Consider the following 26,424-nt stretch of genomic DNA (forward strand, 5'->3'; position numbering starts at 1 on the left):
GTGATGAATTCATAGTCCGTTGATAATGCAATGCTGTCGTCCTACTAGATTATATGGAATTGTGATTTTATGCCGAGCTTTAGCGCATATTTCTTATAACAACTTTAGTAACATTTTTAGCCAAACCCACAGCGACTACACAGATAACCTTATAATATAAAAGGGTAAACGAATATACGTCACATCATCACTGAGTCAATATTTTTATTGGAGCAAGATCAAAATCTTAGCATTTAATTTACGCGCAACATCTCACTATAAATAGATTTGTGAGGTGGCTAACAAAATGTTCAAGTGCCTGATAGAATGCCAATGAATTTTTTATTACGCCACTAACCACTTACACAAGTAAAGGCTGGAGATGGCGACTTGCTGAAGACCTCCTTTACATGACTACAACTAGACATACTAACCTCTCTACGTCGACGCGAGAGGTCAAGCTTAACGATAAAGACGAGCTTATTTCGAGCACAGATACCCGTGGAGTGATCACCTATGTCAACCAAGCCTTCATCGATATTTCTGGCTACAGCGAGTCAGAATTGTTGGGCCATAATCACAACGTGGTGCGTCACCCCGACATGCCTGCCGCGGCATTTGCCGATCTTTGGCAAAAATTAAAAGCCGGTCAATCATGGCGCGGTATGGTGAAAAACCGCTGTAAAGATGGCGCGTTTTATTGGGTAGATGCTTTTGTCTCACCTATGTACGAACAAGATAAACTCATAGGTTATCAATCTGTACGGGTAAAACCTGATGCAAAAAAAATCACCAGTGCGCAGGCCCTATATAAGCAAATAAACCAAGGTAAAACAGTAAAAGACCCACTTTCATTAGTACAAAAACGCATCATCTCAGCAGTCGTTACCACCCTAGGCCTAGCGCTAGCCGGCTACGTTTTAGGCTGGCAGACCATTGTAGTCGGCTTGGCGCTTATAGGACTCAATTTAGCCATTTTTTACGATGAGGCCTTTAGGATCCCTGCGCAGTTAATGGCGATGAAACAAGAGTATGATTCAGTCAGCCGCTTTGTCTATTGCGGTAAAGACTCCTCCTCGCTGCTTAAGTTTCAGATATTGATGAAAGACGCCAAGATGCAAGGGGTGTTAGGCAAAAACCAAGATAGCGCAGATAAGATAACCGACATCACTAATCAACTGATTGTCGCCGTCAACCAAACCCACAGTGGTATCGATAAAGAGCATCAAGAAATTGAGCAGATGGCCAGTGCCATGGAGGAGATGGGCGCGACCCTAAATGAGGTGGTGAGTAATATTCAATCAACATCAAACCATATCGATGACACTTACCAAATTTGTCACGATAATCGCACTAAGATGCAGCAAAACAGCCAAGATATCGACTCGCTCACACAAAGCGTCACCCATGTGGCAAAAAATACTCAGCAGCTGCACCAAGAAGCTGAACATGTGGCCAATGCCATGGGCGAAATTGATGCCATCGCCGAGCAAACCAACTTACTCGCACTCAATGCCGCCATTGAAGCCGCCAGAGCTGGCGAACAGGGCCGCGGTTTTGCGGTCGTTGCCGACGAAGTCAGGGCACTGTCGAGTCGCACTCAAGAATCGACGACCAGCATATCCCAAAGTGTCGACAAAATGTTTAAAATGCTCAGCGATTGGAGCGAAGAGATGCGTCAAAGCCAGCAATTGGCCGAACACTGCGCCCAGCAAACTGAGTCTTCGGCGGTAAAGCTGGATGAACTCTATACTTCCATCAGCAGTATTCACGAATTTGCCCAGCAAAATGCCGTCGCAGCGCAGCAGCAGATGCAAGTGGTACAAGAACTAAATCAAGGGATTAACCTGATCACTCAGGCATCGAACAATAATTTAGATGCGTTAGCCAGCGTTGAAGACTCAATTTCTGAGCTAAAAATTAACGCTGATAAAGCCAAGAGCCTAAGGCAAACCTTCGGATAACCTAAGGCCACAATAGGCAGGCACTTGGCTACTGACATCTTGCTTGCTTGATGCATTACAAATGTCAATAACAACCAACCTACATTGAGCCGCTGGCACCTAGCCACGGCCCAATCTATTTAGCCTATCCCGCTGTTCTTCGCCTCACGCCTCTGCCCTATTTGCCACTTAGCTCGACACAAACCCCAGATCCACCCAATGCTGTAATCAGGCCTTATATGCTTGGTATCGCCCAGTAAAGGCGGCTGGCTAACTGACTCGCTCTGCCTTAGATTAAATGGGTAAACCAGCGCAAGTAACTACCCTGCATTTCTCCTACACGCTAAGTCTAGGCGCTACAGCCAACACTCTTCGCGGCTAAGGAATATAAAACCAAGCAATAACATTGTCTTAATCATTTTTTAACTAAAAAGTACATGGTGCAAATGCAACTTTTTTCAGTACAATATAAATAGTCATAAAGTGCAAATAACTATGCTATAGCTGTCAGTCACAAGATTGCGCATTAAATGGTTTTACATCACTGGACTTAGGCGGTAACCTCCGTCGATTAGATGAATGGATATTCATTATAAATTGAATTATGGATTTAATATTTAATTCTTGCCGTTGTACAGACAGCGTAATTTAAGGCAAAAAAGTGGCTAAAAAACAAAAAACTAACATAAAAACGTTACTTACATTTCTCATCCCTTCGCTGATCGGCTTGTTACTGTTTATGACACCGATTAGCTATCAAGATGCGATCACCATTCCTATCGCTATCGTATCAAAAGGATTACAAAGCTTATTAGGCGATGCGCTAACCGGCATAGTGACCTTTATAGTGGTCATTACCGCTATCGCGACGCTCATCTGCAAGTGGCTAAAACCTAACGCTTTGCTGCAGCATCACTTTATCAATGCATTACTTAACGTAAACCCTATGTGGGCTATCGTTCGCATTATTGGTGCAGTCTTCATTGTATTGACCTACATGGGCATAGGCCCTGAAGCTATCCGTTCGGGGAATACGGGCGCCTTAGTACTGAATGACCTGCTACCCGTATTATTTTGCGTATTTATTTTTGCCGGCATGTTATTGCCATTATTGCTTAACTTCGGCTTGCTGGAGATGTTTGGTACCTTGTTAACCAAAATTATGCGGCCAGTATTTAACTTGCCAGGTCGCAGCGCCATTGACTGTATGGCCTCTTGGCTTGGCGATGGCAGTGTCGGCATTTTAATGACCAGTAAACAATATGAAGCCCGCCTTTATACTCAACGCGAAGCGGCTGTGATCGGCACCACCTTCTCGGCGGTTTCAATCACCTTCTCATTAGTGGTGATTTCGCAAGTTAAATTAGAGCATCTGTTTGCGCCATTTTACTTAACCGTATGTTTGGCTGGTGTGGTCGCGGCGGTTATCGTGCCTAAATTACCACCACTGCGTTGGAAAAAAGATCACTATATTGACGATACGCCACGTCATCCAGACGATGAAGTCGTGCCACACGGTAAGGGCGTTTTCGCTTGGAGTTTTGAGCAAGCAATGGCTAAAGCGGCGCATGCGCAAGGCGTGTCGCACACCTTAAAAGATGGCCTAAAAAATGTCATCGACATGGTATTTGGCGTGATCCCTGTTGTCATGGCTATCGGGACCATCGCATTAATGATCGCCGAATACACACCGCTGTTCGACTACCTTGGCATGCCATTTATCCCACTGCTAGAGTTACTGCAAATTCCAGAAGCGGGCGAGGCGTCTAAAACCATTATGGTTGGCTTTGCGGATATGTTTATCCCCTCGATTTTAGCCAGTTCAATCGAGTCTGACATGACCCGCTTTATTATCGCCGCCCTGTCGGTCACCCAGCTTATCTATATGAGTGAAGTGGGTGCCTTGCTGATAGGCAGTAAGATCCCGGTCAATATTGCCGAATTGTTTGTGGTGTTTATTTTAAGAACCCTAGTCACCCTGCCTGTTATTGCGGGTGTTGCACATCTTATCTTCTAAGACATTCGACACATAAAAACCGAACATCAGCCTAGGATCACCTGGGCTGATTTATCCCCCCCGCTAATATCACTACTGCAATCGCGGCACTTCATCCAAAGGCATGCCATCAGATAGCCAGCAGTCATTGCCCTGTCGTCATCATTAAAAACACCGCGAGATGGTTAGTCACCCTACAAGCTGTTTGCAGACATTATCAGCATAACCCTAACAGACCAAACAACGCTTAGCAGGCCTGTTCTCAATGATTAGCTCATCAATCGCCTCAGCAAACATGTTGATTTGTTGAACTGTTAATAGTCTGTTATAAATAGCATAAACATGAGGAAATAGACTATGAGCGTCACAGTTGCCGACATTATGAGTACCCGAGTCGTCACTATCGACATGGACGATCGACTCACCATAGTCAAAGAGATTTTTGACAGTGCGCCGTTTCATCATCTATTGGTGGTTGAAAACGATAGGCTACAAGGGGTGTTATCTGAGCGAGATTACCTGCGCACATTGAGCCCCCATATTGGCGCTATCAACGAAACCGAGCGTGATGTTGAAACCCTGCAGCGCCGAGCCCATCAGGTCATGACACGCAGCCCTATCACCACCACACCCGAGTGCTCCTTACATGCTGCAACTCAGTTATTGTTGCAACACAATATTGGCTCACTGCCGGTGTTAGCACAGGGTAAGATTGTCGGTATTGTTACTTGGAAAGATCTGCTACGCGCTTACCGCCAATAAAAAAGACGAAAGGATATTTCGTCTTTTGAGTTACATCTTTTTTATGCACATGGGGCAAACCCAGCTACATCAGTATGTTTGACAGGCTTTGATATCAATAAACGTTTAAATCGCCCAGCCACCGAGATAGAAAACCACTAAACCGATAGTGATCGCTAACACACCCGGCTTGATGGCACGCCATTCGCCACTGCACAATCTGCCTATCACTAACGTGACAAAGCCCAGCATGATCCCAGTGACAATGTTACAACTTAAAATGATAAACACCGCGCAGGTTAACCCAGCCATGGCATCGACTTTATCGTCAAAATCAAGCTTGGTCACATTGCTCAACATCAACAGTCCCACATACATCAGTGCAGGTGCTGTAGCGTAGGCAGGCACTAAATAACTCAGTGGCGCCAAGAACATCATCAGTAAAAACAGCACACCAACAATGGTCGCTGTCAGGCCAGTTTTACCACCAGCGGCGGTTCCTGCAGCCGACTCGATATACACTGCAGCAGGCGCGCCGCCCACTGCACCGGCAAAGATACTGCTTACCGAGTCAGAGGTCAGCGCCTTACCGCCACCGACAATATTATCGTCTTTATCGAGTAATTCGGCTTGCCCCGCCACCGCACGGATTGTCCCTGTGGCATCAAAAATTGCCGTCATCACTAACGCCAACACAATAGGTAACACTACAGGATTTAACGCCCCCATAATATCGAGCTGACCAATTAATGATTTGTCAGACATCAGATCGGGTAAGGCAAACAAGCCTTGATAGGTCACCGAAGGGTCAAACAATAGGCCAAATACCGACAATGCGATAATCACCAACAAAATACCACCGGGTACACCGCGGCGCTCAAGACCAATGGTGGCCGCCAAGCCGATAATGGTCGCAAGCACAGGTAAACTATGGATATCGCCTAACTTCACCGGTAAACCCGCATCGTTGGCGACGATAAGCTGCACACTGTTGGTGGCAATAAGCAGGAGGAATAAGCCGATACCGATACCCGTACCGTGAGCAATACCTTTAGGCAAGTTGGTCAGTACCCACTGACGAACCCCAGTCACACTCACTAGCGTAAACACTATCCCCATTAAAAAGATGGCGCCTAACGTAACCGGAATCGAGATCCCTTGACCCAACACCATGCTAAACGCGGTAAAGGCGGTCAACGAGATAGCGCAGCCAATCGCCATTGGCAGGTTAGCCCACAGCCCCATTAACAACGAGCCAAAGGCGGCGATTAAACAGGTCGCAATAAAGACCGCGCCAGCATCAAAGCCTGCAGTGCCGAGCATATTAGGCACCACAATGACCGAGTAAACCATGGCCAAGAAGGTGGTAAATCCGGCAATTACTTCTTGCTTTACGTTACTGCCACGGGCAGAAATAGCAAAAAAACGATCCAACATCGAACTTGTAGGTACAGCAGGGGTATCGAGAGTCTGTTCAGACTTCATAATTATTTACCTTTATTGTTCTCTTAGTTTTACAAGGTTATGGCAGTGAGGATCCCGCTCAACACTATCGGGTTAGAGAACCACCGAGTACTTGTGACGTACCTTACGTGCGCTGCAGACTTACACATTGAATGCGAAGCCAAGAGCTGCTCGGTTAACCGAACGCTCACATAACCTAGGTTGGCGCGAATTTTACAGGAAAGCTGACGCGATAAACTAGCGTAAATTAACAAATCATTAGATATTTTTATTTTTGGCTAATTGCCCCACGCACCACTGAATTATAAGGGCATTAAGCACACGTCACACCTAGGATGACGCTCGTTTAAATATGCATGCAACTCCTTTTAAATCAAAACACTAGCCTTGATACCGCTTAATATTCCGTATCACCAGAATTGATTTTCACATTTTTTCATAACTTGTCGATGTTCATTCATCCTAGGTGTGACAGCCATTAACAATCCTCCTCTAATATTGTAGCCATAGACAAAGATCACCACTAAGAGAGCAGATCATGGCAGAACAAGATTTAGCGACTAAACCCAGTCAGGTGAAATCCAAAGAGTTTAAGGCGCTGGGCTTCATCATTTTTTTACTGTTTCCCATTTTAACGATCAGCGGCATAGGGGCTTATGGCTTTGTCATTTGGATGATCCAAGCATTTGGCGGCATCGTCTCTCACTAAGTTAAATAATTACCTGATCTATTTTTTAAGGATGCTGTTATGAAGTGGTTTATTACTATCTGGCGCACGCTCAACAAGCCCGCCAAGTACCTCACCTTAGGTACCATCAGTTTGTCAGCCTTTCTCATGGGTATTATTTTCTGGGGTGGTTTTAACACCGCACTGGAAATGACCAATACCGAAGCGTTTTGCATTAGCTGCCACAGCATGGAAAGCAAGCCTTACCAAGAGCTGCAACAAACGGTGCACTGGTCAAATCATTCAGGGGTACGTGCCACCTGCCCTGACTGCCATGTGCCGCACAACTGGACGCGTAAAATTGCCCGTAAAATGGAAGCCTCTCACGATGTCTGGGGCTGGTTGCTACAAACTGTCAACACAGATGAAAAATTTGAAGCTAAGCGGCTTGAAATGGCTAGCCGCGAATGGAAACGATTCGATCGCGACGACTCGCTAGCCTGTAAAAATTGCCATAACTATGCCTCAATGAAATGGGAAAGCATGTCAAAACTGGCGCAAAAACAGATGAAACGCGCCGCTGAAATCGATCAAAGCTGTGTTGATTGCCACAAAGGTATTGCTCACAAACTGCCTGATATGGGCACCTCTCGCGCACCTGAACTCATCGCTCAAGTGGGCTCTGGCGAAAGCAGCCTACAAGTGGGTGACACCTATTTCACCGCGCTCACCAAACCGCTCTACTTTAATGGCACCACAGATGTCGAAGCCGGCACGCTCAACATCGCCACCAAAGTGACTGTACTCGAAACCCAAGGCGACCGCGTTAAAGTCGGCATTGATGGCTGGCGTAAAAAAGTGGGTGCTGGCCGGGTGATCTACTTCGATTTTGGTCTCAATATTTTGTCGGCACAACTGTCAAAAGAAGCTGCGCTGGAAGAGGGGGTCATGGAAATTTTCGAGCAGAAAGAAGATCCAATGACCGGACTGCAGTGGCAACGAGTCGAGGCCAAGATTTGGACCGAGAAAGATTTCCTCGTCAAAGATTTACAACCCCTGTGGGACTATGCACGTGAGACTTACTCCACCAGTTGTAGCGTCTGTCATACCCAACCTAGCGAAGCACATTTCGATGCCAACACTTGGCCCGGCATGTTCCAAGGCATGATAGCGTTCGTCAACATGGACCAAGACACTCAAGCGTTAGTACAAAAATACTTGCAAGAACATTCATCAACTTTCGATAAGTCGGCGCACTAAAAAGGATATCAACATGAACAGAAGAGATTTTCTTAAGGGCCTTGCAGCCACCTCTTATGTGACCCTCAGTGGTGCGTCAGTATTGGCCCCCCTTAATGTCCTCGCCAGCACAGGCGCCAACGCCAATGATGGCTGGTTAACGACCGGGTCGCACTTTGGTGCATTTAAGATGAAGCGTAAAAATGGCGTTATCGATCAGGTGATCCCATTTGACCGAGACCAATATCCAACCGATATGATTAACGGTATTAAAGGCTTGGTCTACAATCCATCTCGGGTTCGTTACCCTATGGTGCGCTTAGACTTTTTGCTTAACGGCCACAAGAGTGACACCAGCCAACGTGGTGATTTTCGCTTTGTACGTGTGACCTGGGATAAGGCCTTATCACTGTTTAAAGATTCACTCGATGAAGTGCAAACCAAATATGGTCCCTCAGGCCTACACGCTGGCCAAACGGGCTGGCGCGCCACAGGCCAACTGCACTCTTGTACCAGCCATATGCAACGCGCTGTGGGCATGCACGGTAACTTCATCAAAAAAATCGGTGACTACTCAACCGGAGCCGGTCAAACCATCATGCCTTATGTGCTCGGCTCGACCGAGGTATATGCCCAGGGCACCTCATGGGAGCTGATCTTACAAGAATCCAACACCATTATTTTATGGTCAAATGATCCCTATAAAAACCTACAGGTCGGCTGGAATGCCGAGACTCATGAGTCATTTGCTTACCTTGCGCAACTTAAAGAAAAAGTGAAACAAGGCAAGATCCGAGTGATCAGCATAGATCCTGTGGTCACCAAAACCCAAAAGTACTTAGGTTGTGAACAGTTATATGTCAATCCGCAGACCGATGTCGCCTTAATGCTGGGGATCGCCCACGAAATGGTGAGCCAAAACCTGCATGATAAATCGTTTATCGAAGGCTATAGCTTAGGATTCGATCAATTCCTTCCCTACCTTATGGGTGAGTCTGACGGTGTTCCAAAAAACCCCGAGTGGGCGAGTAAGATTACCGGCGTTAGCCAAGAGATCATCCGCGATCTTGCCAAGGTGATGACCGCAGGACGTACCCAAATCATGATGGGCTGGTGTATTCAGCGTCAACAACATGGCGAGCAGCCCTATTGGATGGCCGCCGTACTCGCCACCATGATAGGCCAAATTGGCTTACCGGGCGGTGGCATCAGCTATGGTCATCACTATTCGGGTATTGGTGTACCGTCATCGGGTGCCGCGGCGCCGGGCGCGTTTCCGCGTAACCTAGATGAAGGCCAAAAGCCGTTATTTGATAACAATGACTTTAAGGGCGCCAGTAGCACTATTCCGGTCGCGCGCTGGATTGATGCCATTTTAGAGCCAGGCAAAACCATTGAAGCCAATGGTTCTAAAGTCACCTATCCAGACATTAAGATGATGGTGTTCTCCGGTAACAACCCTTGGAATCATCACCAAGATCGTAACCGCATGAAACGCGCATTTCACAAACTCGAATGTGTCGTCACCATAGATACCAACTGGACAGCCACTTGCCGCTTCTCTGATATCGTACTGCCAGCCTGTACCACCTTTGAGCGCAACGATCTGGATGTGTACGGCAGTTATGCCAACCGTGGGATCTTGGCAATGCAAAAGATGGTTGAGCCACTGTATGAAAGCTTGTCAGATTTTGAGATATTCACCCGCTTTGCCGCCTTGATGGGCAAAGGAGAGCAATACACTCGTGGCATGAGTGAGTTTGACTGGCTCAAAAAACTGTATAACGACTGCAAGGCCGATAACGACGGCAATTTTGCCATGCCTGACTTTGACACCTTCTGGCAGCAAGGTTATGTCCACTTTGGCGAGGGTGAGCCATGGACACGTCATGCCGACTTTAGAGACGACCCTGAAATCAACCCGCTGGGCACGCCATCAGGCTTAATTGAAATTTTCAGTCGTAAAATAGCGCAATTTAATTACGATGATTGTCCTGGTCACCCCACATGGATAGAAAAAACAGAGCGCAGCCATGGCGGCCCGGGTTCAGATAAACACCCGATTTGGCTGCAATCTTGCCACCCAGACCATCGCCTGCATTCACAGATGTGCGAATCAGAACAATACCGAGCCACTTATACGGTTCAAGGCCGTGAGCCTGTGTTCCTTAATCCGCTGGACGCTAAGCAGCGCGGCATTAAAGATGGTGATATCGTGCGGGTATTTAATGACCGTGGCCAACTGCTTGCCGGTGCGGTGGTGTCTAACCGCTTCCCTCAAGGCATAGTGCGCATCCAAGAAGGCGCTTGGTATGGCCCTGTCGGTAAAGATGGTAGCAAGCAAGGTGGCAACGAAATTGGCGCATTGTGCAGCTATGGCGATCCTAATACCTTGACTCAGGATATCGGTACCTCAAAATTGGCCCAAGCCTGTTCGGCCTACACCTGTTTGGTCGAATTTGAGCGTTATCAAGGTAAAGTGCCTGAGGTCAGCTCATTTAGCGGCCCTATCGAAACGGTGATTTAGATAATGGCCAACGCCAAGGAGACAGACAATGAGTCACAGTAACGCACACGACAATAGCATTAACCAAGGTAGAGCCATGGTCTACCGCTTACTGTCGGCATTATTTGCTAAAGAGATCGACCAGCCGCTATTGCATGAGCTGACCAGTGCGCCAGCGCAAGCTTTCTTGGCACAACTGGCAAGCGACCCGCTTTTGGGCACTGATGTGGCTAAGATCAACGCGGTATTGCTAGGCTTAACCACAGATAAAGCGCTGCTGGAACTGGCTGCCGACTATTGCGGCCTGTTTTTAGTCGGAACCAAACACAGCGCTAGCCCGTACGCCAGCCTGTATATGGCCAGCAATAAACAAGATGGTGATGAAGTGCTGCTATTTGGTGAGCAACATCAACAGATGCTCGACCATTTAGAACAGAGTCAATTACAGGTTCAGAGTGAATTTCCTGAACCAGCCGATCATCTAGCGGTGATTTTGGCCTATGTAGCTCATCAAACAAATCGGGTCGATAGCGCCACACAACAGGCGTTTATCAACGATTATCTTAACAGTTGGTTGGCGACATTTAGCGATAAAGTGGGTCAGTGTGATAATGGTCAGTTTTATACCGCACTCGCCAACTTAACCACCCATTGGGTTAAGAGCGACGGTGAAGCGCTCGCCGCATCACAATCGCATTAAATCCGCACAACACGAAAAAAAGCGCCGCTTCTGCGGCGCTTTTTTATAGGTACTGTTCAGCCGCGACCACGGCGTTTCGCGCGGCGTTTTTGTGCAGACTTCCCCATCTTACCCGCCAACGGCGCCATTTTAGTCAGATCCGGCTCAAACCCTGGCAACCACTGCTGCGGCAAACGCTTGTCTAATAGGGCTTCGACCTCTTCGAGCAGTAAGGCATCCTCCTCCTCGCTATACAGGGTAATAGCCACTCCTTTTTGTCCGGCTCGCCCAGTACGGCCAATGCGATGCACATAATCTTGCGCCGCAAACGGTAACTCATAATTAACCACATGATCGAGCGAGGCAATGTCGATACCACGAGCGGCCACATCGGTCGCCACCAACACATTAATATCGCCAGCCTTAAATGCTTGCAACACTTGCTCTCGCCCGCCTTGCGACAATGAACCATGAAGTGCCCTAGCCATGATACCCGCATCAATTAAGCGCTGAGCTAACTTATCGGCAGCGATCTTTTTACGACTAAACACCAAAACCCGCTGCCACTGACCTTGACGAATAAGATGGCTGAGTAGAGCGAACTTATTATCACTATCGACCGCATAAACCCGTTGTTCTATGTCGCGCGCCGCACTATGAGGGGCGTCGACCTCGATACGTTGGGGGCTGCGCAGCAGATTGCGACTAAAGCTCAGCACACTATCGTCAAGGGTTGCTGAAAATAACAAGGTCTGGCGAGTGCTTGGCAGCTGCGCCATCACGGCGTTTATCTCATCCATAAAGCCCATATCCAACATGCGGTCAGCTTCATCAAACACCAGGTATGAGACCGCGTCCACACTCAATCCGCCACGGCGTAGGTGGTCGAGTAACCGTCCTGGGGTTGCAACTAACAGGTCAACACCTTGATGTAATTGGCTTTGCTGAGCATCGATACTGACACCACCATACACAACGGCGCTGCGCAATGACGTCATCTGCGCAAGGGCTTGTACACTCGCTTGCACCTGCAGCGCCAGCTCGCGTGTTGGGACTAAAATGAGCGCCTTAATCGCCACGGGTGAGTGACTCCCGTCATCCTGCTGCGCCAGCAGCTGTTGCAATATCGGCAACACAAATGCGGCGGTTTTACCTGTGCCCGTTTGCGCCGAGGCGAGTATGTCTTGCTGCGCTAAAATGGCCGGGATGGCGGCGGCCTGAATCGCCGTTGGCTGAGCAAAGCCTAAGAGTGTCAGCGCGCGGAGTAATGATGGATGTAAATCTAACTGAGCAAATTGCATTCAAATCAACCTGTTGCTTGCAGATACAAGCGTAAAAACAATAAGTAACGAGTAAGAGACAATCAATAAGCGTCAAGTTTACCAGATTTACGCCCGCTGTAAGCCACCTCTCCCGTTAAGGCTGCTGCAACGCTGGCACTGTGTTTCATTACGCCTCTTTATCCAACTCAGCGGTCATGGCAGCTAACGAGGCTAGCCATAAGGCTTCTAGCTGTTGATACTGCTCAAGAGTCAAAGCAGTTCCCGCAGCCAGTTGCGCTTCGAGTAATTGGCACCGCTGCATCAACGCCAACATGCCCATGCTCGCGCTGCTGCCCTTTAACCCATGCAGCCATTTAGCAGCATCTTCGGGTAACGCGCTTAAACGGGCTAGCTGCTCGCGGCTCGAGGTTTGAAACAAGTTAAACATCTCGACTAGAGTGGCTTTGCCTATATATTGCCTATCTTCATCTAACTGGCGCTGATCGAGTAACGGGTGAGACTGTGTTGCATCTTCTGCTATTGCCGCGCTATCAGTGTGTTCACCTGCTTGCTTGACTGGCTCATCTGGCGTTGCAGGGGCATCTTTAACTGCAACCACACCAATCCAACTCATCAAGGCTTGCATATTGAGCGGTTTAGCCAATACCACATCGAAACCCGCTTGCTGATAACTGACAACATCCTCGCTTTGGATCTGCGCCGTAAATGCCGCAAACGTTACCGATGATATGTTGGTGTCATTGTCAGGTTTCAATTGCCTCAGTAGTTCAAATCCCGAACCATCACCTAGCTGAATATCAAGCATAACGGCATCGAAACCACGCGCGTCAGCATAATAGCAATTGAGCGCTTGTGCACAGCTGGTCGCCAGTACGGCCTCATGCCCTAAATGGGCTAAAAAGCCTTGCGCCACCATGGCATTAACCTTGTTGTCCTCAACGACAAGCACTCGCTGCTTTAACACTGTGTTGATGATTTCGCCGTGGGCCTCGATTGGGGGCTCACAGGCAATAAATGGCACACTAAAACCAAATATACTGCCTTTATCTTGCTCGCTTTGCACCCATAGTCTGGTGTGCTCACTCGTTGAGTGTTCACTTGCCTCTTGATTCATCACATCCACCAGCTCTTTACTGATGGCTAAGCCAAGCCCAGTGCCACGCGAGCGACCTTGATTGGGTAAGTCACTGTACACTTTAAACAGTTGCGCTTTAGCCTCATCACTGATGCCTACGCCAGTATCGGCCACCTCAAAGTAGAGCCGATTGTCCTGTGCGCGCACACGCAAGGTTACCCCCCCTTCGGGAGTAAACTTTATCGCATTGCCGAGCAAATTAAACAAAACTTGACGCAGTTTGGGGCCATCAAGTAACACCCAGTCGGGCACATTGTCACTGGCGAGCCTGAGCGATAAACCTGACAATCCCGCGCCAGCTAACATAATGGCCACGATATCGTCGAGCAACGCGGGTAAGTTAACAGGGCGAGGCTCATTATAAAACTGGCCTTGCTCTAAACGTGAAAAATCTAAAATATCATTTAATACCGTTTGCAGCAGCGTGCCGCTGTATTGCGACAGGGCCAGCATCTGTTTTTGCGCTGTGGGCAGCGGCGATTGTCCCAGCAAGGTTAAGGTGCCTAATAATCCACTGAGCGGCGTGCGAATTTCATGGCTCATAGTGGCTAAGAATAACGATTTGGCTTTACTAGCCTCCTCGGCAATAACCCTTGCCGCGCTGTGCCCCTTAGCTTCAGCGTCGAGCTGACGATTAGCCTCGGCAAGCTGTTGGGTTCTAGCTTGAATGGTTTTTTCCAACGAGGCTTTATGCTGGATAAGCTCAGCTTGTAAATTCTGATTATGCCGCGTCTTTTGCTTAAACACTTCGATAGCCGACGCCATGGCGGTAAGTTCATCATCACCGTGCGGGTCTAATACCACAGAGGTGTCACCGCGACTGAGGCGTGATAGCGCATGGGTCGCCTCGTTTAAACGCAGTGCAATACCACGATAAATTACCCGATAAACCACCAGCAGCATTAAGATCAGCATCAATAAACCCGTGCCCCATAATCCGGCTTTAGCCCAAAACAGTTGTTGTAAAAACTGCTCTCGCGCCTCGGTGGCTTTGGCTTGCTGCGCTTGCATGGCCTCATCTACCGAGCGATTTAACAGCGCCAGTTTTTCGGTTAAATTGAGTAGTTGCCGATTTTGCTGCGTTAATACGTGACCATAGCTTTGCTGCAACGCGAGCCCTTCGCTCACGCCGCGTAAAATGGCTAACTCTTTATCTAACTCGATGGCGCGCTCAGGATCGCGTATCAAGCCCTTTAACAGCTCCAGCGGCATCATATTTATTTGAGTGAATGGCAGCATCAGCGCCGAATCGGCCAATGTTGTAGGATCAACTTGATACACTTTACGCGTTGTTGGCACTAGATTGGACATGCTGATCAGCACCTTATTTAAGCCTAGTTGCTGCTCGGGTGACTGAAGTAACTGCCCCACCAGAGCGATATGATGCACTAAAGCTAAGGCACGATTAAGTCGTTCTTGAATATCGAGATCTTGCTCTATGATGGTGTCGAGCAGATGAGCAGTTTGTAACTCCCCGACGACTTGTGGATAGGCCAAGCTTAGTTTAGCCAGTACGGCCGAGTCCACAATAGCCAGCTCTGCCTCTAGTAACTCAATGGCACGGCTGGCGGCGTCTGTTAATGCTTGTCCCTGCTCACTTAGTTCTTTAGCCAAAATTAAACGCTCACCCACATGACGGCCTAATTGTGATAAATCACGTAAAATGTCGCCCGCGGCAAGCTCTAAACGGCGATCGTCTTCGACATTTAACGTTTTTAAACGTGCAATAGCTCCCAGTAAGTTACTGCCTTCTAATGATAATTTTCGACCTAAAAATGCACGCTGTACTTCCTCTTCAACCTGCTTTAGCCCTTGAGCGTTATCCAGTAAGGCATTGGAGGACTGCATTAATTGCCGCGCGGCCTCGGAGGCTGGCAATGCCTCTTCATAGAGGTATTGGTCCGCCTCTTTAACCCAATAAAGCGACACGTTGCCTAGGGAGACGAGCAATAACAACAGCAGACCTAGCAGACTAAACGCTACCATTAAACGGCCAACTAAGCTTTTACTTGATAATGATAACGCGCTCACCACACTCCTCAAACTGTTACACTACAATGATGCAAGTTAAACTAAGACGCAGCTCCATGAGCTTACCCTTCATTCGCTATCGATGAGCATCACTCTATGAGCCGCCTAAAAACACCCTTGCTCTACCTCACATTGATCTTGATATGGTTAAGTTATCCAGCAACAGCAGACAATCATAGACCATGGATACTTGAGCAGCGCAGCCCTTATAATGCCAAAGTGCAACAGACAAGCATTTTTGAACACACCGCTCTATTATCGTCTAAAAAACCTTGGCACGTCTGCGTGTTAGTACCGCATCTTAAAGATGCCTATTGGATAGGCATCGATTATGGACTCGTCACCCAAGCCACACAACTGGGAATTGAACTCGAATTATTTGAAGCGGGCAGTTATTACGATAAAGACCGCCAACTGGCACAGCTTGAACACTGCATGCAACAAGCTTTCGATGCCATATTACTTGGCAGTGTCGATCCGCTATTGCTACGAGGTTACCAAGGACAGGTCAATAAGCCGATTATTGCGCTCGTCAATCGCCTCGACAGTGAACTGGTAACGACTCGCATTGGGGTAAACTGGTATCAAATGGGCTGGATTGGCGGCGACTATATCCGCCAATTGCTGACCAAGGCGCCATTGAAGGACAATGTCCGTTTGGCGTTGCTCACTGGCCCCGAAAAAGTGGGCGGCACTACTTGGGTTGAACAAGGCGTAATTGACGCGTTAGCTAATAGCCCAGTTATCATCTCATCGAATCGTCATGCCGATAATAATCGCAACCTATATCGTGACCAACTGCATCATTTACTCAAAGATCATGTGCCAGACTATATTCTAGGCAGTGCGGTTGCCATTGAAGCAGCAATAGGTGCATTGCAACATCAGCAACTGGACGCCAAGGTCACTCTCGTCAGCAGTTATTTGTCGCCCGCTATCCTTAGGGGGCTTTATCGACACAAAGTGGCTTTTAGCGCCGATGATCAGGTGGTATTACAGGGCAAACTGGCCGTCGATATTGTGGTGCGTGAACTTCAGGGCGCCGCTGCCTTTGGTGATATTGGACCAAAAATTATCGGCTTACACCAAGAGGAGCCCTCAGCCCATCAATTGAGTGACAGCTTAGCCCCTGCCGATTTTTATCCCATCTATCGGGTCACCGCGCCTAATAAAGGTATCGACAACTAGTTGTCGACTTTGGCCGCAAACAGGTATCCCTCACCATGGACGGTAACAAACAGCTCTGGATGTAGTTTATTGCGCAGCCGGCGAATAATGACATCTATAGTTCTGTCATTAACGTCCTGATTTCGATGACTGGTTTGCTGCATCAAACGCTCGCGAGACAGCACTTGCTGAGGGTGTAACGAAAATGCCGCCAACAACTCAAACTCAGCTTTGGTTAGCTTGATGATCTCATCGCCACACTTTAATTTACGGCTATTAAGCTCTAAGGTGTATCCCTCAAACTCAATCACATCATCTTTACACTCTAGCTGGGCAATGGTTTCTTGCTGCGCTTTTTTTACCAATGACATACGCCAAAGCAGGTTTTTGACGCGCACCAGTAGTTCACGTAACTCAAAAGGTTTAGTCACATAATCATCGGCGCCCATTTCGAGACCGATGATCTTGTCAATGGCTTCATCACGCCCTGTCACTAAGATGATCCCCACATCGGAGCGACTTCTGAGCTCACGCGCTAAACTCAAGCCATCGACACCGGGAAGATTAATGTCTAACATCACTAAATCAACATGTTGACGAGAAAACTGCTGCCACATCTGTTCGCCATCTTCGGCTTCTATCACCCGATAGCCCTCTTTCTCAAAATAGCCCTTTAACCGAGCACGAATGACCGCCTCGTCATCAACCACCAGCACTGTATTAATCATAAGAGAATGAGCCATTACCCGCCCTGAATCGGTTATTCACCTGAGAATAATGTCATTATTCACAATTTTTCATATTTGCCTACAAGCATATAAGTAATATTGTAAAACTGCGAACCTAAGCAAGAGCTGGGGGGGCGCTTTTGACATAAACCTGTCATCAATATCGACATGAGCCGCAGCATAGCTCACCACTTAAGCTCTCATGAAGCGACTAAATAAAAATCCTCCATATAAAACAAGATTTTTACAGGTCGGCCATGTTAGCTTATGCTTACTCAATGGTATAATGCCAGCCCTTAAAGCGTGACAGGTAAGGACAGATTATGAATGAAAGGCGCCAATTTTCGCGGATCTTATATGACGCGAAAGCGACACTCACTCAGGGACAAAACACCTGGCCAACCACAATCCATGATCTCAGCCTCAATGGCGCTCTTGTAGAGCAACCAGACGGATTGTCGCTAAACGACCAACCACTGCTATTAAGCTTTACCTTAGGCGACTCAGATGTTGTGGTATCGATGGAAACTCAATTGAGCCATCGACAAGATGATCTACTGGGGTTGTCTTGCCTCTATATCGACCTTGATAGCATCAGTCACTTACGGCGAATGTTAGAACTTAACTTGGGGGATGCAGAGCTACTCAATCGTGAGCTTAAACTGTTTGTAAAAGTGCACGAGCAAACTTAAATCCTCAGTAGCAGCCTTAGGTCAATGGCTTAGCCCAGTTGATCGATACAAAAACGTAAGCGTTCACCCCATAATTAAAGTCATAATTGATTGAAATCCATAAGGCGCCTTGGCAATTCGCTATTGAGTGATAATACAAGATTAAAAATCACTTTAGTGTTTTGTTTAAGCCATTTACACTGTGCATTAGGGTTATTTCGCCAGCATTAGCTGGCATTATTTTAATAAAATGAGCAGATTAAATGAGCCAACAGATCATCCTCGCCATCATGGTTTTTGCCGCATTTTTTATCTTAAGTGTAGTTATTGATAAGCTACTCAAAAAAGTCGAGACTCGGTTCGATTCGACTGCGTCTGAATCATTTCGATTAATCTCTAACTCGCAAAAAGCCATGTTACTTTTTATTGGTAGCATATTAGCCCTGTCAAAGATGGGCTTTGATGTAGGCGCGTTAGTGGCAGGCTTAGGATTAACAGGCTTTGCGCTTGGCTTCGCCTTAAAAGATGCGATATCAAACTTAGTCGCCGGGATAATGATAGTACTTTATAAACCCATAAGAATGGGCAATACCATTGAAGTAACGGGTTCTAAAGGTACAGTGATTGACTTGAACTTACGTTATATCACCATTAAAGGAGATGGGGTGACTCACTTAATTCCTAATTCGCTGATTTTAAGTAATAAGTTGTCGATTATTGAGCCGCAAGCCAGCTGCGAATCTGAATAGCCTCTCTCTGAATAGCCATAGCCAAAGTAGCCCTGCGGTGACAATTGATGACTTGCTAACATCACATCGGCGTCACTGCATCGGCTTGAATGCCGCTCTTTCGAGCTCAGCCCTGTGACTGAACTCAGTTTCAATTTAGATTAGAATTGGCTTATCCAGTAACTGCGCGTCACTTTGATGTCACGCGCAATCACTTAAGCGATTCGCTCCCCTTTGCCAGCACAATCTGCGAGTCAATTGATATAACCAGTTATTTGATAAACCACTAGTTAATCAACTCGAGTAGCTCATGGATCGTTTTTATTGGGTGGATCTTAGCTCCTAAGCCTTCCATCGATTTATGATAATTTCGAAACGGAATATAGATCTCAGTAAACCCATGTTGCACCGCCTCTTTCACCCGTGGAACACCACTATCTATGGGGCGCACATCGCCATTGAGGCTCAGCTCACCCATGATGCAGGTGGTTCTGGGCACCACAAAATCATTTAAGCTACTCAGCAATGCCGCAACCAAGGCTAAATCGATACAGGTTTCTGACTCATCGATTTTTAATCCGCCAACGAGATTAAAATAGGTGTCATGGAAAATCTTAGTACGGGTATGCTTACGCAATATGCCGGTGAGCATCTTAATGCGGTTCATATTCAAACCAACACACACCCGCTGGGGAAACTCGCCCTCTGTTTCTGTGGTTAAACATTGGATTTCTAACAACAAGTTACGATTACCCTTGCGGATACAGGTAATGGCTGCTCCCGGCGAGTCGGTCGTGGAGCCCGACAGAAAGATTTCGCTGGGATTATCCACGCTTATCATGCCGCGCTCGGTCATCTTAAAAATACCCACAGTATCGACATCACCAAAACGGTTTTTATTGGCTCTGAGGGTACGCACTTGACCATCATTGCACTCTAAATGGGTTAGACAGTCAACAATGTGGATCAGGGTTTGCGGCCCTGCGGTTTCATTATTTTTATTCACATGCGCCACTAAAAACATGGTGACGTTATTTTGCTTACAATATTGCGTCAGCGCCTGAGCACTACTTTTGACTTGCGAAGGCGATCCTGGGCTGCCATTGGCTAAGTCGGTCACCACCGCCTGAATAGAGTCGATCACCGCAAACTTAACTTGTTTGGCCTCAAGCTCGGCAATAATCGCCTCGACACTGGTTTCGGCCATCAAGTATAAGTTATCTTCATTGCAGTTTAACTTGAGACGATTAACCCGGTTTTTAAACTGCGATAACGACTCCTCAGCGGTGCAGTAGAGTGACGGCATGATCTGCGACATGCGTGACACCAAGTCGGACAATATCGTGGTTTTACCCGCCCCTGGATCGCCAGAAATAATATTCACTGAACCTGTGGTTAAACCGCCGCATAACACCCGGTCAAGTTCTCCAATACCCGTGAGCATTTTTTTGGCTTCAAACTCCTCCACTTCACTGAGTTTTTTCGAGCCACCGCCCACCGCACCAGCGTACCCCGATACCGATGTTTTAGTCGATTTACTTGGGGCTAATCGCACCTCAGTAATAGTATTCCACTCATGACAGGCACTGCATTGTCCCTGCCAGCGCGGAAAATCTTGACCACACTCGTTACACACAAACGCTGTTTTATTCTTAGCCATAATCAATTCTAATGCCGTATTTCGATATAAATCGGTCGCACTGGCCGACCATAATGCCTTACACTGTTTCGATAATAATAATCATCAGTGTTCGCGGCAAAAAAATTTGTTTTAATAAACAGAAGGCTATCAAGTTTTCCCACTTGTTGCCGACACAATATTAGCCGTCACTGAATCATTTCGCACCTTAAAAAGATACCGCCGATGAGTTTTGAGCAACACAACGCCTTGATTGAACAGCTAAAACCTTTACTCATGGAAACTAATTTCGATGAGCTGTTCGATAATTTGACCGCGCAAGAGTCGAACTCTACGCGTTTCTTACTCAAGATGGAACTCAAACGGCTATCCTCATTATGCACCCGTATCATAGATTTAAGAGACAAGTCAGAGCTACCCTGTGAGATTTTCACCAGTGGCGAGCAGAGCCACTTCATCGATACCCCAGCCAAAAACAGTTTTATCGAAGCCCTAGCTCTATATCAAGGCCATTATACCCTTGGTGTCTATGAGCAAGTGATGAGTGCCCATAAATTAAGACGCCAAAAATCCCGCAATAATAGGGCCACAAAAGAAGTGGTGCAGACCCCTTATCTCGCCTCAGGCGCTGTATTAGGCAGTTATTTTAGCCGCAGCGAAGAGCGTATGAACTACTCCATTCGCATTGGCGTCATTCAAGCGCCATTAAGCGAGATCAGTGGTATTACCGTAGATTTATCTGTGGGAGGCGCCCGGATCCGCTTGCCGCTGGAACATGGACTCAATACCGACAAACCACTACGAGTCAAACTGTTAGAGCTTAGTGACGAGTACTATTTCCAAGACTTACAGCAAGGGGTCGACTACCAAGTGGTCGATATTGAGAGCAATCACGAATACAGTTGGTTACGCCTTAAGCGCATTGGCGGTAGCGACGCGTTATCAGACATGTTAGGCAAACTGATCCACAGTTATAAGTTTCGCTACAAGGTCGATATCAACGATATTCTAGTGGCGGCTAACGGCTTGGGGTTTGAACGTCACTACTTACCACATCTGCCGCACCTGCCCTTATATGTCGAGCAAAATAACGGACAATATGTAGTAACCCATAAATTACTCAGCCGTGATAATCAGCGCTTACAACACTTCTTTATCGATGAAAAAGAGGTTAGTCAGCTGTCGGGCATGCTCACGCCATCACGGCTCAATGCCTTGATTAATCAGCCCAATAATGAAGCGCATGCGCTATTTTTTTGCTTTACCTTTCAGACTCAAGGCAATATCTTTTTTTACTCAGCCACTTTAGCTGAGCTGTTAGAGCAGGATCTGCTGGGACTGTTTATCCACTTTGGTGCCAGTAAATCCAGTTGGAGCATCTTTAAGCTTGTCAGTCACCAAGTCGATCATCAAACCTCTTATAAATCGAGCATTTTGCCTGGTGATAGTAGCCATTATTCAGCGCTCACAGAGGCGCAGCTTAAGCGTTTTACCCATGTGTTACAGCTAATCGATTTGACTAATGAAGAGATGCTAGAACGTTACCGTCAGTGGCAACCTCAAGGGCGAGAGGTCAATGAACTCAAACCCTTTGGCCAACAAAAAATCAACGAAAGCCAAATTAAGCTCTTATCACTCCAGTTTACCGAAAGGCGCAATGAAGCCAGGTTCTCATTTAAAACTCAGGTGACCATTAGCCAAGGCAAACAGTCGGTACCCGGCTTTACCTTAGACATCTCGGGCAAAGGCTTACAGGTTAACTTAAATGATCCAGCCGACTTTGACAGCAGCGAACCCTTACTATTGAGCTTTCCCAAATTGCAACCTTTAGCGGGTAAAGCCAAGTTATCACAACTGCCATACCGATTAATCCGTACCCGTAAAAACGGCGTTACCATACATTTAGCCGCCATGATAGGTCACACTCAGCATGTCGGCGTCGCCTTTTTAAACCGATTAATCGAGACCAATCGCGATAAACTTAAAAAATTAACCGAAGCCAATGGTGACATGAAAGAGTTGTCAGATGGATTAAAAAACATACTCATGCGCAAGCTAGCTTCTGTACCTTACTTTATCGAAAAAAATCCAAAGTCGGCGACATTAAGCGTATTAGGTGTGAGTAAGCATGCTAATGAAATCGCTGATTTATTTGCCGCCACCGCACAGCAATCGCTGCAATATAATCTGGCCAGCGTACTGGATAACGGCCGTCTTAAACGCGACTTTATCGATCCTATACGTCAGATGAAGCCTCAAGATGGGCTCAACTTTTTTGAAGTATTCCTGCAGGTTTCAAGGCAATCTCAGGGGCGCATAAAACTAAAGTGCATGACCCCGCAAGAGGTTGGCGATGAAGCTGCACAAATTCATTTTATTCGCCAAAGCCAAAGCTTAGGTAAATTTATGGCACTGCGGATTTATCGCGGCGCGACAGCAAAACCGGATCTGAGCTACATTAAGCGCGAGTTAGAACACATTAGCCTGCACGCGCATCACAAGGCCACGCAGCTAGAACAATTGATGTGGCGGATCATAGGGGTAGGTGAATTTCTCGATATTACTGGCGAGGTACTATTGCGCTACCCTAATCGTTATCATGAACTTACCCAGCCAGTTAAACATTAATTGCTCAACACCTTAGCAAGCTGACTTATCAACACCATTTGCGCTTAGATACCAACTGAGCACCTGCGGGAAGTGATCGTCACTGGCATCTTTATGGGTGAGCATTTCAGCGTGGCCATAATCATGGCGATAGCCGTTGGCTTTAGATAACAAGGTGTAGTTAACATCATGGCAGTGACATTCGGCTAACATCCGCCGCACATCAGCGGGATTACCCAGTACCGCATCGCCTAAACCGGCAATAAACCAAGCCTTAGGCCAACCTTTGCGAGCCCCTAACTGCTTAGCCGCCTTTGCATAATTAAAGCCATCATCATGATCTATCCAATCGCCTCGCACCCAATCGATACTTTGCGCGAGTGACGCTTTGCTCTCGTTGTCCATCCCCATGCGCCAACGGTCGGCGGCCAGATACCCATGACCTTTCGCAATGGCAGGTGCAAGGGTATTCCACGCCACATCGACCATCAACCACTTCTTAAACGAGCGCACTTTGATGGCACGTTTACTGCCAAAAGTGAGTAATGAGGCCACATTGTGCTGAAAAAAATCGAAACGAGCAATCGCACTGGCCATCAAGACTCCGCCCCATGAATGACCGCACCAATGCACTTTGCCAGCATGTGGGTGCTGAGACAAAATATAGTGCTGCACTAACGGCAACTGCTCGCGGATCACCTCACCTTGGCCATGGTTGGCACCCGCGGCGAGCTTGGGCGTACTTAAGCCTCTGCCTAAGGTATCCAGTACATACACCACAAACCCTGCCTGAGCTAAATAACAGCCTAAACCTTTGCCGCTATCGCTATAAAACACCCGTCCATTAGACATGGCACCATGGAGCATCAATATTGGCGGTTGACTCATATCGGCATCGGGTAATTTAAGCTGCTTAAGGTGTAACTGACCTTGACGATAGGGAATATAAAGCGATTGCTGCATTAGTTTCAAAATGGCATCAACTAAAAATGAATTTTAACTAAGCTACTGACAAATATGAGCTAAAACAAGCAAATTAACCTAAACCGCACAGCTGGATCGCGCTAAGTAAACACTTGTTTAAAAAAATCAACTTATAGATCAGGCAATAAATCTCTGATTAAAACGGTGAGCTTACAATAAATAATGTGAGCGCTAAATAACAAACTCAGCGCTTATCGGCACGTAGGGGAAATAATAGGGACGACCATTCAGTCGCAGTCGCCCCAGCCTTATTCACTATTGCTCGCTAAGATCGAGCAACATATAAGGTAAAACACGTAAATCTAAATGCGCTATAGCCGCATCGGCAGCAAGACGTAATTTGGGTTTGGCATGAAATGCGATACCAAAGTCGGCCATTTGCACCATAGGGATATCATTAGCACCGTCACCAATGGCGCAGCGCTGACCCGCTTTTATGTCCCACAGCTCGGCGCAGCGCGCTACGGTATCGGCCTTAAACTGTGCATCTACCACAGTGCCACGCACCTCACCTTTAAGGGTACCCGATTCGATCACCAGCTCATTAGCATAGGCTGCATCTAACCCGAGCAAGTCTTTAAGGTGGCCGACAAATGGGGTAAACCCACCCGAGGCTAACACCAAACGCCATTGGCATGCTTGTAACAGGGTTATCATGGCTTCGAGACCCGGCATCAGAGGGAGCGTAGCACATAGCTTATCTATGATGCTCGCATCGGCTCCGGCGAGCTGGCTCACACGAGCGCGTAAGCTTTGCTCAAAATCAAGCTCACCCTGCATGGCTCGCTCTGTGACTTCAGCCACCGCCTCGCCGACACCCGCCATTTTCGCCAGCTCATCGATACATTCTATCTCAATGGCGGTGGAGTCCATGTCCATGACCAATAAACCGGGGAGATCTAACCTGACAGGCTGCTTAGGCATCTCAATCACCTCAAGCTTAGGCAAGGCGGATAAGAGAGCACGCTGCATTTCGGTTAAAGGCGAATTTAAACACAGCTCAACACACCAAAGTCCTAACGGACGTTGGATGGTCGCCATGCTCACCAACGAAGGCAGCAACATAAGACTATCTGTGAGTGGCGTTTCAAGGTCGACAGAGTCATAAACCAAACGAACTCGCAAAGTCCCCTCTGGCACCTCTGCCTCTGTATGGCGACCAAACGGCTTGCCTTGGTATTCAAACTGGTCGCTGGCCTGTTCATATAGCCACGAAAACAGTGAGGTTTGGTGCTGACTTTCCATTGGTGTTGCATCTCCGGCTATCGGGTTTAACCATAATCAATTATGATTAATCAAACCCTTATCATCTTCAGGTACAAAGTGTTTTTTCTTAAAGGACTCAAAAAAACCCAGCGGCTATCGCGATTACTGCAAATTGGCATTGCGCTAGTGCTTATGGTGGGCCTATTTCAATTATGGGAAACAAGCCTACTACAAGGTCAGCAGCTTCTAAAGTCCCAAACGCAAAAGATGGCACGATTACTAGTGCAACAGACCGCTTATGGCGCAGGACCTGCATTGCAATTGCAAAATGATGAACAACTTCAGTGGTTAACCAGTGCATTAGTACTGGATCCTAAAGTCATGTCTGCCGCTATTTATAGTGAGCAAGGCCAACGGCTCTCATTTGCGCAAAGCGTGACTAAGCAGGATTTAGATCCCGACTCCGAAGAGTTAAAGGCCTTGTTAGCCGACTATCCGCCTTATGTTGAGGCTGTACTGCAGGGAGATAAAAATTTAGGCTATGTAGAGGTGCGTTTAGTGCCGGAACTGTTTTTTAACGAAATTAAAGAGGCGCATCAGCTCAATATGGAGCAACAACAGATGATGCTGATCATCGCTGGTCTGATTGGCATGTTGTTATCACGGGCATTATCGTTTAAGCGAGCCCACTTCGATCGCTTAAAGAGTAAAAGTAGGCTCGGGAAAAAATTGGCGGCAGCCCTCACGGCAGACTCGACAGCGAGCCCCAGTGCAGATCAATCTGACACGACACCACAAGCAGAATCTGAACTTGAACCAACTAAGAAGTCCACACCGGATAACGCTAAAACACAGGCAAGCAAATCTGATTAACGTCACCTAAATCAGACATTTGGTTAATGCTAACTCACATATCATGCGAGCAGGCTTGTCTAATGTCAGTCAGTTAAGAAAAGTATAGATACAACAAGGGCTACAGAAGGTTTACTCATAATCTCCCGGTAGCCCTTCGCGTTTCTGATGTTGGGTAT

At 47.2% G+C, this 26,424-nt stretch carries 19 protein-coding genes; 12 read left to right on the forward strand and 7 right to left on the reverse strand.

Translation table 11 applies throughout. The features are described 5' to 3' along the window. Positions 1–389: 389 nt before the first annotated feature. From AC0VXX_RS12475 to AC0VXX_RS12485, 3 genes are all read left to right on the forward strand, one after another. Entirely contained in the window at positions 390–1,943 is a 1,554-nt protein-coding gene (locus AC0VXX_RS12475; protein ID WP_475514510.1) for a methyl-accepting chemotaxis protein, read from the forward strand. 718 nt (positions 1,944–2,661) lie between these two features. Continuing rightward, on the forward strand, positions 2,662–3,939 hold the full coding sequence (locus AC0VXX_RS12480) for a YjiH family protein (protein ID WP_475517020.1): 1,278 nt from the start codon (positions 2,662–2,664) through the stop codon (positions 3,937–3,939). 336 nt (positions 3,940–4,275) lie between these two features. After that, on the forward strand, positions 4,276–4,680 hold the full coding sequence (locus tag AC0VXX_RS12485) for a CBS domain-containing protein (RefSeq protein ID WP_475514511.1): 405 nt from the start codon (positions 4,276–4,278) through the stop codon (positions 4,678–4,680). Positions 4,681–4,785: 105 nt separating this feature from the next. On the opposite strand, the gene AC0VXX_RS12490 is transcribed toward AC0VXX_RS12485, so the two are convergent. Next, positions 4,786–6,144: an NCS2 family permease gene (locus AC0VXX_RS12490; protein ID WP_475514512.1), complete on the reverse strand. Its 1,359-nt coding sequence runs from the start codon at positions 6,142–6,144 to the stop codon at positions 4,786–4,788. 517 nt (positions 6,145–6,661) lie between these two features. On the opposite strand from AC0VXX_RS12490, the gene torE reads away from it, so the two are divergent. The 4 genes from torE to torD are packed head-to-tail and all read left to right on the forward strand — an operon-like array spanning position 6,662 to position 11,235. Then, the gene (gene torE / locus AC0VXX_RS12495; protein ID WP_475514513.1) at positions 6,662–6,832 is read left to right on the forward strand and encodes a trimethylamine N-oxide reductase system protein TorE; all 171 of its coding nucleotides are present in this window, start codon (positions 6,662–6,664) and stop codon (positions 6,830–6,832) included. A 39-nt stretch (positions 6,833–6,871) separates the two neighbouring features. Further along, positions 6,872–8,050, forward strand: coding sequence for a pentaheme c-type cytochrome TorC (torC, locus tag AC0VXX_RS12500; protein WP_475514514.1), 1,179 nt, complete (start codon positions 6,872–6,874; stop codon positions 8,048–8,050). A gap of 13 nt (positions 8,051–8,063) precedes the next feature. Beyond that, positions 8,064–10,556 carry a trimethylamine-N-oxide reductase TorA gene (gene torA / locus AC0VXX_RS12505; protein WP_475514515.1) on the forward strand — a complete coding sequence of 831 codons (2,493 nt, stop codon included), beginning with the start codon at positions 8,064–8,066 and terminating at the stop codon, positions 10,554–10,556. Positions 10,557–10,584: 28 nt separating this feature from the next. Beyond that, a complete protein-coding gene (gene torD / locus AC0VXX_RS12510; protein WP_475514516.1) occupies positions 10,585–11,235 on the forward strand; it encodes a molecular chaperone TorD in 651 nt (216 codons plus the stop codon). A gap of 56 nt (positions 11,236–11,291) precedes the next feature. On the opposite strand, the gene AC0VXX_RS12515 is transcribed toward torD, so the two are convergent. Then, positions 11,292–12,515 carry a DEAD/DEAH box helicase gene (locus AC0VXX_RS12515; protein ID WP_475514517.1) on the reverse strand — a complete coding sequence of 408 codons (1,224 nt, stop codon included), beginning with the start codon at positions 12,513–12,515 and terminating at the stop codon, positions 11,292–11,294. A gap of 148 nt (positions 12,516–12,663) precedes the next feature. Beyond that, positions 12,664–15,663, reverse strand: a complete 3,000-nt coding sequence (gene torS, locus AC0VXX_RS12520; RefSeq protein ID WP_475514518.1) for a TMAO reductase system sensor histidine kinase/response regulator TorS — start codon at positions 15,661–15,663, stop codon at positions 12,664–12,666. 96 nt (positions 15,664–15,759) lie between these two features. Between torS and torT the strand changes: the two genes are divergently transcribed. Then, positions 15,760–16,851 carry a TMAO reductase system periplasmic protein TorT gene (torT, locus tag AC0VXX_RS12525; RefSeq protein ID WP_475514519.1) on the forward strand — a complete coding sequence of 364 codons (1,092 nt, stop codon included), beginning with the start codon at positions 15,760–15,762 and terminating at the stop codon, positions 16,849–16,851. Here torT and torR read toward each other — a convergent pair. Next, the gene (torR, locus tag AC0VXX_RS12530; RefSeq protein WP_475517021.1) at positions 16,848–17,558 is read right to left on the reverse strand and encodes a two-component system response regulator TorR; all 711 of its coding nucleotides are present in this window, start codon (positions 17,556–17,558) and stop codon (positions 16,848–16,850) included. The genes torT and torR overlap by 4 nt on opposite strands. Before the next feature lie 323 nt (positions 17,559–17,881). Between torR and AC0VXX_RS12535 the strand changes: the two genes are divergently transcribed. Both AC0VXX_RS12535 and AC0VXX_RS12540 read left to right on the forward strand, forming a co-directional pair. Continuing rightward, the gene (locus AC0VXX_RS12535) at positions 17,882–18,250 is read left to right on the forward strand and encodes a PilZ domain-containing protein (RefSeq protein WP_475514520.1); all 369 of its coding nucleotides are present in this window, start codon (positions 17,882–17,884) and stop codon (positions 18,248–18,250) included. Between the two features lie 242 nt (positions 18,251–18,492). Beyond that, a complete protein-coding gene (locus AC0VXX_RS12540; protein WP_475514521.1) occupies positions 18,493–18,978 on the forward strand; it encodes a mechanosensitive ion channel family protein in 486 nt (161 codons plus the stop codon). 265 nt (positions 18,979–19,243) lie between these two features. On the opposite strand, the gene radA is transcribed toward AC0VXX_RS12540, so the two are convergent. Beyond that, positions 19,244–20,617 carry a DNA repair protein RadA gene (gene radA / locus AC0VXX_RS12545; RefSeq protein ID WP_475514522.1) on the reverse strand — a complete coding sequence of 458 codons (1,374 nt, stop codon included), beginning with the start codon at positions 20,615–20,617 and terminating at the stop codon, positions 19,244–19,246. 204 nt (positions 20,618–20,821) lie between these two features. On the opposite strand from radA, the gene AC0VXX_RS12550 reads away from it, so the two are divergent. Then, positions 20,822–23,224: a PilZ domain-containing protein gene (locus AC0VXX_RS12550; RefSeq protein ID WP_475514523.1), complete on the forward strand. Its 2,403-nt coding sequence runs from the start codon at positions 20,822–20,824 to the stop codon at positions 23,222–23,224. A 12-nt stretch (positions 23,225–23,236) separates the two neighbouring features. On the opposite strand, the gene AC0VXX_RS12555 is transcribed toward AC0VXX_RS12550, so the two are convergent. After that, positions 23,237–24,166 carry an alpha/beta fold hydrolase gene (locus AC0VXX_RS12555; protein WP_475517022.1) on the reverse strand — a complete coding sequence of 310 codons (930 nt, stop codon included), beginning with the start codon at positions 24,164–24,166 and terminating at the stop codon, positions 23,237–23,239. 276 nt (positions 24,167–24,442) lie between these two features. Further along, positions 24,443–25,432, reverse strand: coding sequence for a phosphoserine phosphatase SerB (gene serB, locus AC0VXX_RS12560; RefSeq protein WP_475514524.1), 990 nt, complete (start codon positions 25,430–25,432; stop codon positions 24,443–24,445). Between the two features lie 42 nt (positions 25,433–25,474). Between serB and AC0VXX_RS12565 the strand changes: the two genes are divergently transcribed. Continuing rightward, positions 25,475–26,266 (forward strand): YtjB family periplasmic protein, encoded by a 792-nt coding sequence (locus AC0VXX_RS12565; RefSeq protein ID WP_475514525.1) that lies wholly within the window; start codon positions 25,475–25,477, stop codon positions 26,264–26,266. The last annotated feature ends 158 nt before the right edge of the window (positions 26,267–26,424 follow it).

Source organism: Shewanella sp. QJM3NY_23 (genome assembly GCF_056173105.1).

Excerpts from the sequence above, each read along its gene's own strand:
- AC0VXX_RS12540 (WP_475514521.1), top strand. The coding sequence starts at position 18,493 with ATGAGCCAACAGATCATCCTCGCCATCATGGTTTTTGCCGCATTTTTT.
- AC0VXX_RS12490 (WP_475514512.1), bottom strand. The coding sequence starts at position 6,144 with ATGAAGTCTGAACAGACTCTCGATACCCCTGCTGTACCTACAAGTTCG.
- torC (WP_475514514.1), top strand. The coding sequence starts at position 6,872 with ATGAAGTGGTTTATTACTATCTGGCGCACGCTCAACAAGCCCGCCAAG.
- AC0VXX_RS12565 (WP_475514525.1), top strand. The coding sequence starts at position 25,475 with ATGATTAATCAAACCCTTATCATCTTCAGGTACAAAGTGTTTTTTCTT.
- radA (WP_475514522.1), bottom strand. The coding sequence starts at position 20,617 with ATGGCTAAGAATAAAACAGCGTTTGTGTGTAACGAGTGTGGTCAAGAT.
- torA (WP_475514515.1), top strand. The coding sequence starts at position 8,064 with ATGAACAGAAGAGATTTTCTTAAGGGCCTTGCAGCCACCTCTTATGTG.
- AC0VXX_RS12485 (WP_475514511.1), top strand. The coding sequence starts at position 4,276 with ATGAGCGTCACAGTTGCCGACATTATGAGTACCCGAGTCGTCACTATC.
- AC0VXX_RS12535 (WP_475514520.1), top strand. The coding sequence starts at position 17,882 with ATGAATGAAAGGCGCCAATTTTCGCGGATCTTATATGACGCGAAAGCG.
- torE (WP_475514513.1), top strand. The coding sequence starts at position 6,662 with ATGGCAGAACAAGATTTAGCGACTAAACCCAGTCAGGTGAAATCCAAA.
- torD (WP_475514516.1), top strand. The coding sequence starts at position 10,585 with ATGAGTCACAGTAACGCACACGACAATAGCATTAACCAAGGTAGAGCC.
- serB (WP_475514524.1), bottom strand. The coding sequence starts at position 25,432 with ATGGAAAGTCAGCACCAAACCTCACTGTTTTCGTGGCTATATGAACAG.
- AC0VXX_RS12550 (WP_475514523.1), top strand. The coding sequence starts at position 20,822 with ATGAGTTTTGAGCAACACAACGCCTTGATTGAACAGCTAAAACCTTTA.
- torT (WP_475514519.1), top strand. The coding sequence starts at position 15,760 with ATGAGCCGCCTAAAAACACCCTTGCTCTACCTCACATTGATCTTGATA.
- AC0VXX_RS12515 (WP_475514517.1), bottom strand. The coding sequence starts at position 12,515 with ATGCAATTTGCTCAGTTAGATTTACATCCATCATTACTCCGCGCGCTG.
- AC0VXX_RS12475 (WP_475514510.1), top strand. The coding sequence starts at position 390 with ATGACTACAACTAGACATACTAACCTCTCTACGTCGACGCGAGAGGTC.
- AC0VXX_RS12555 (WP_475517022.1), bottom strand. The coding sequence starts at position 24,166 with ATGCAGCAATCGCTTTATATTCCCTATCGTCAAGGTCAGTTACACCTT.
- AC0VXX_RS12480 (WP_475517020.1), top strand. The coding sequence starts at position 2,662 with ATGACACCGATTAGCTATCAAGATGCGATCACCATTCCTATCGCTATC.
- torR (WP_475517021.1), bottom strand. The coding sequence starts at position 17,558 with ATGATTAATACAGTGCTGGTGGTTGATGACGAGGCGGTCATTCGTGCT.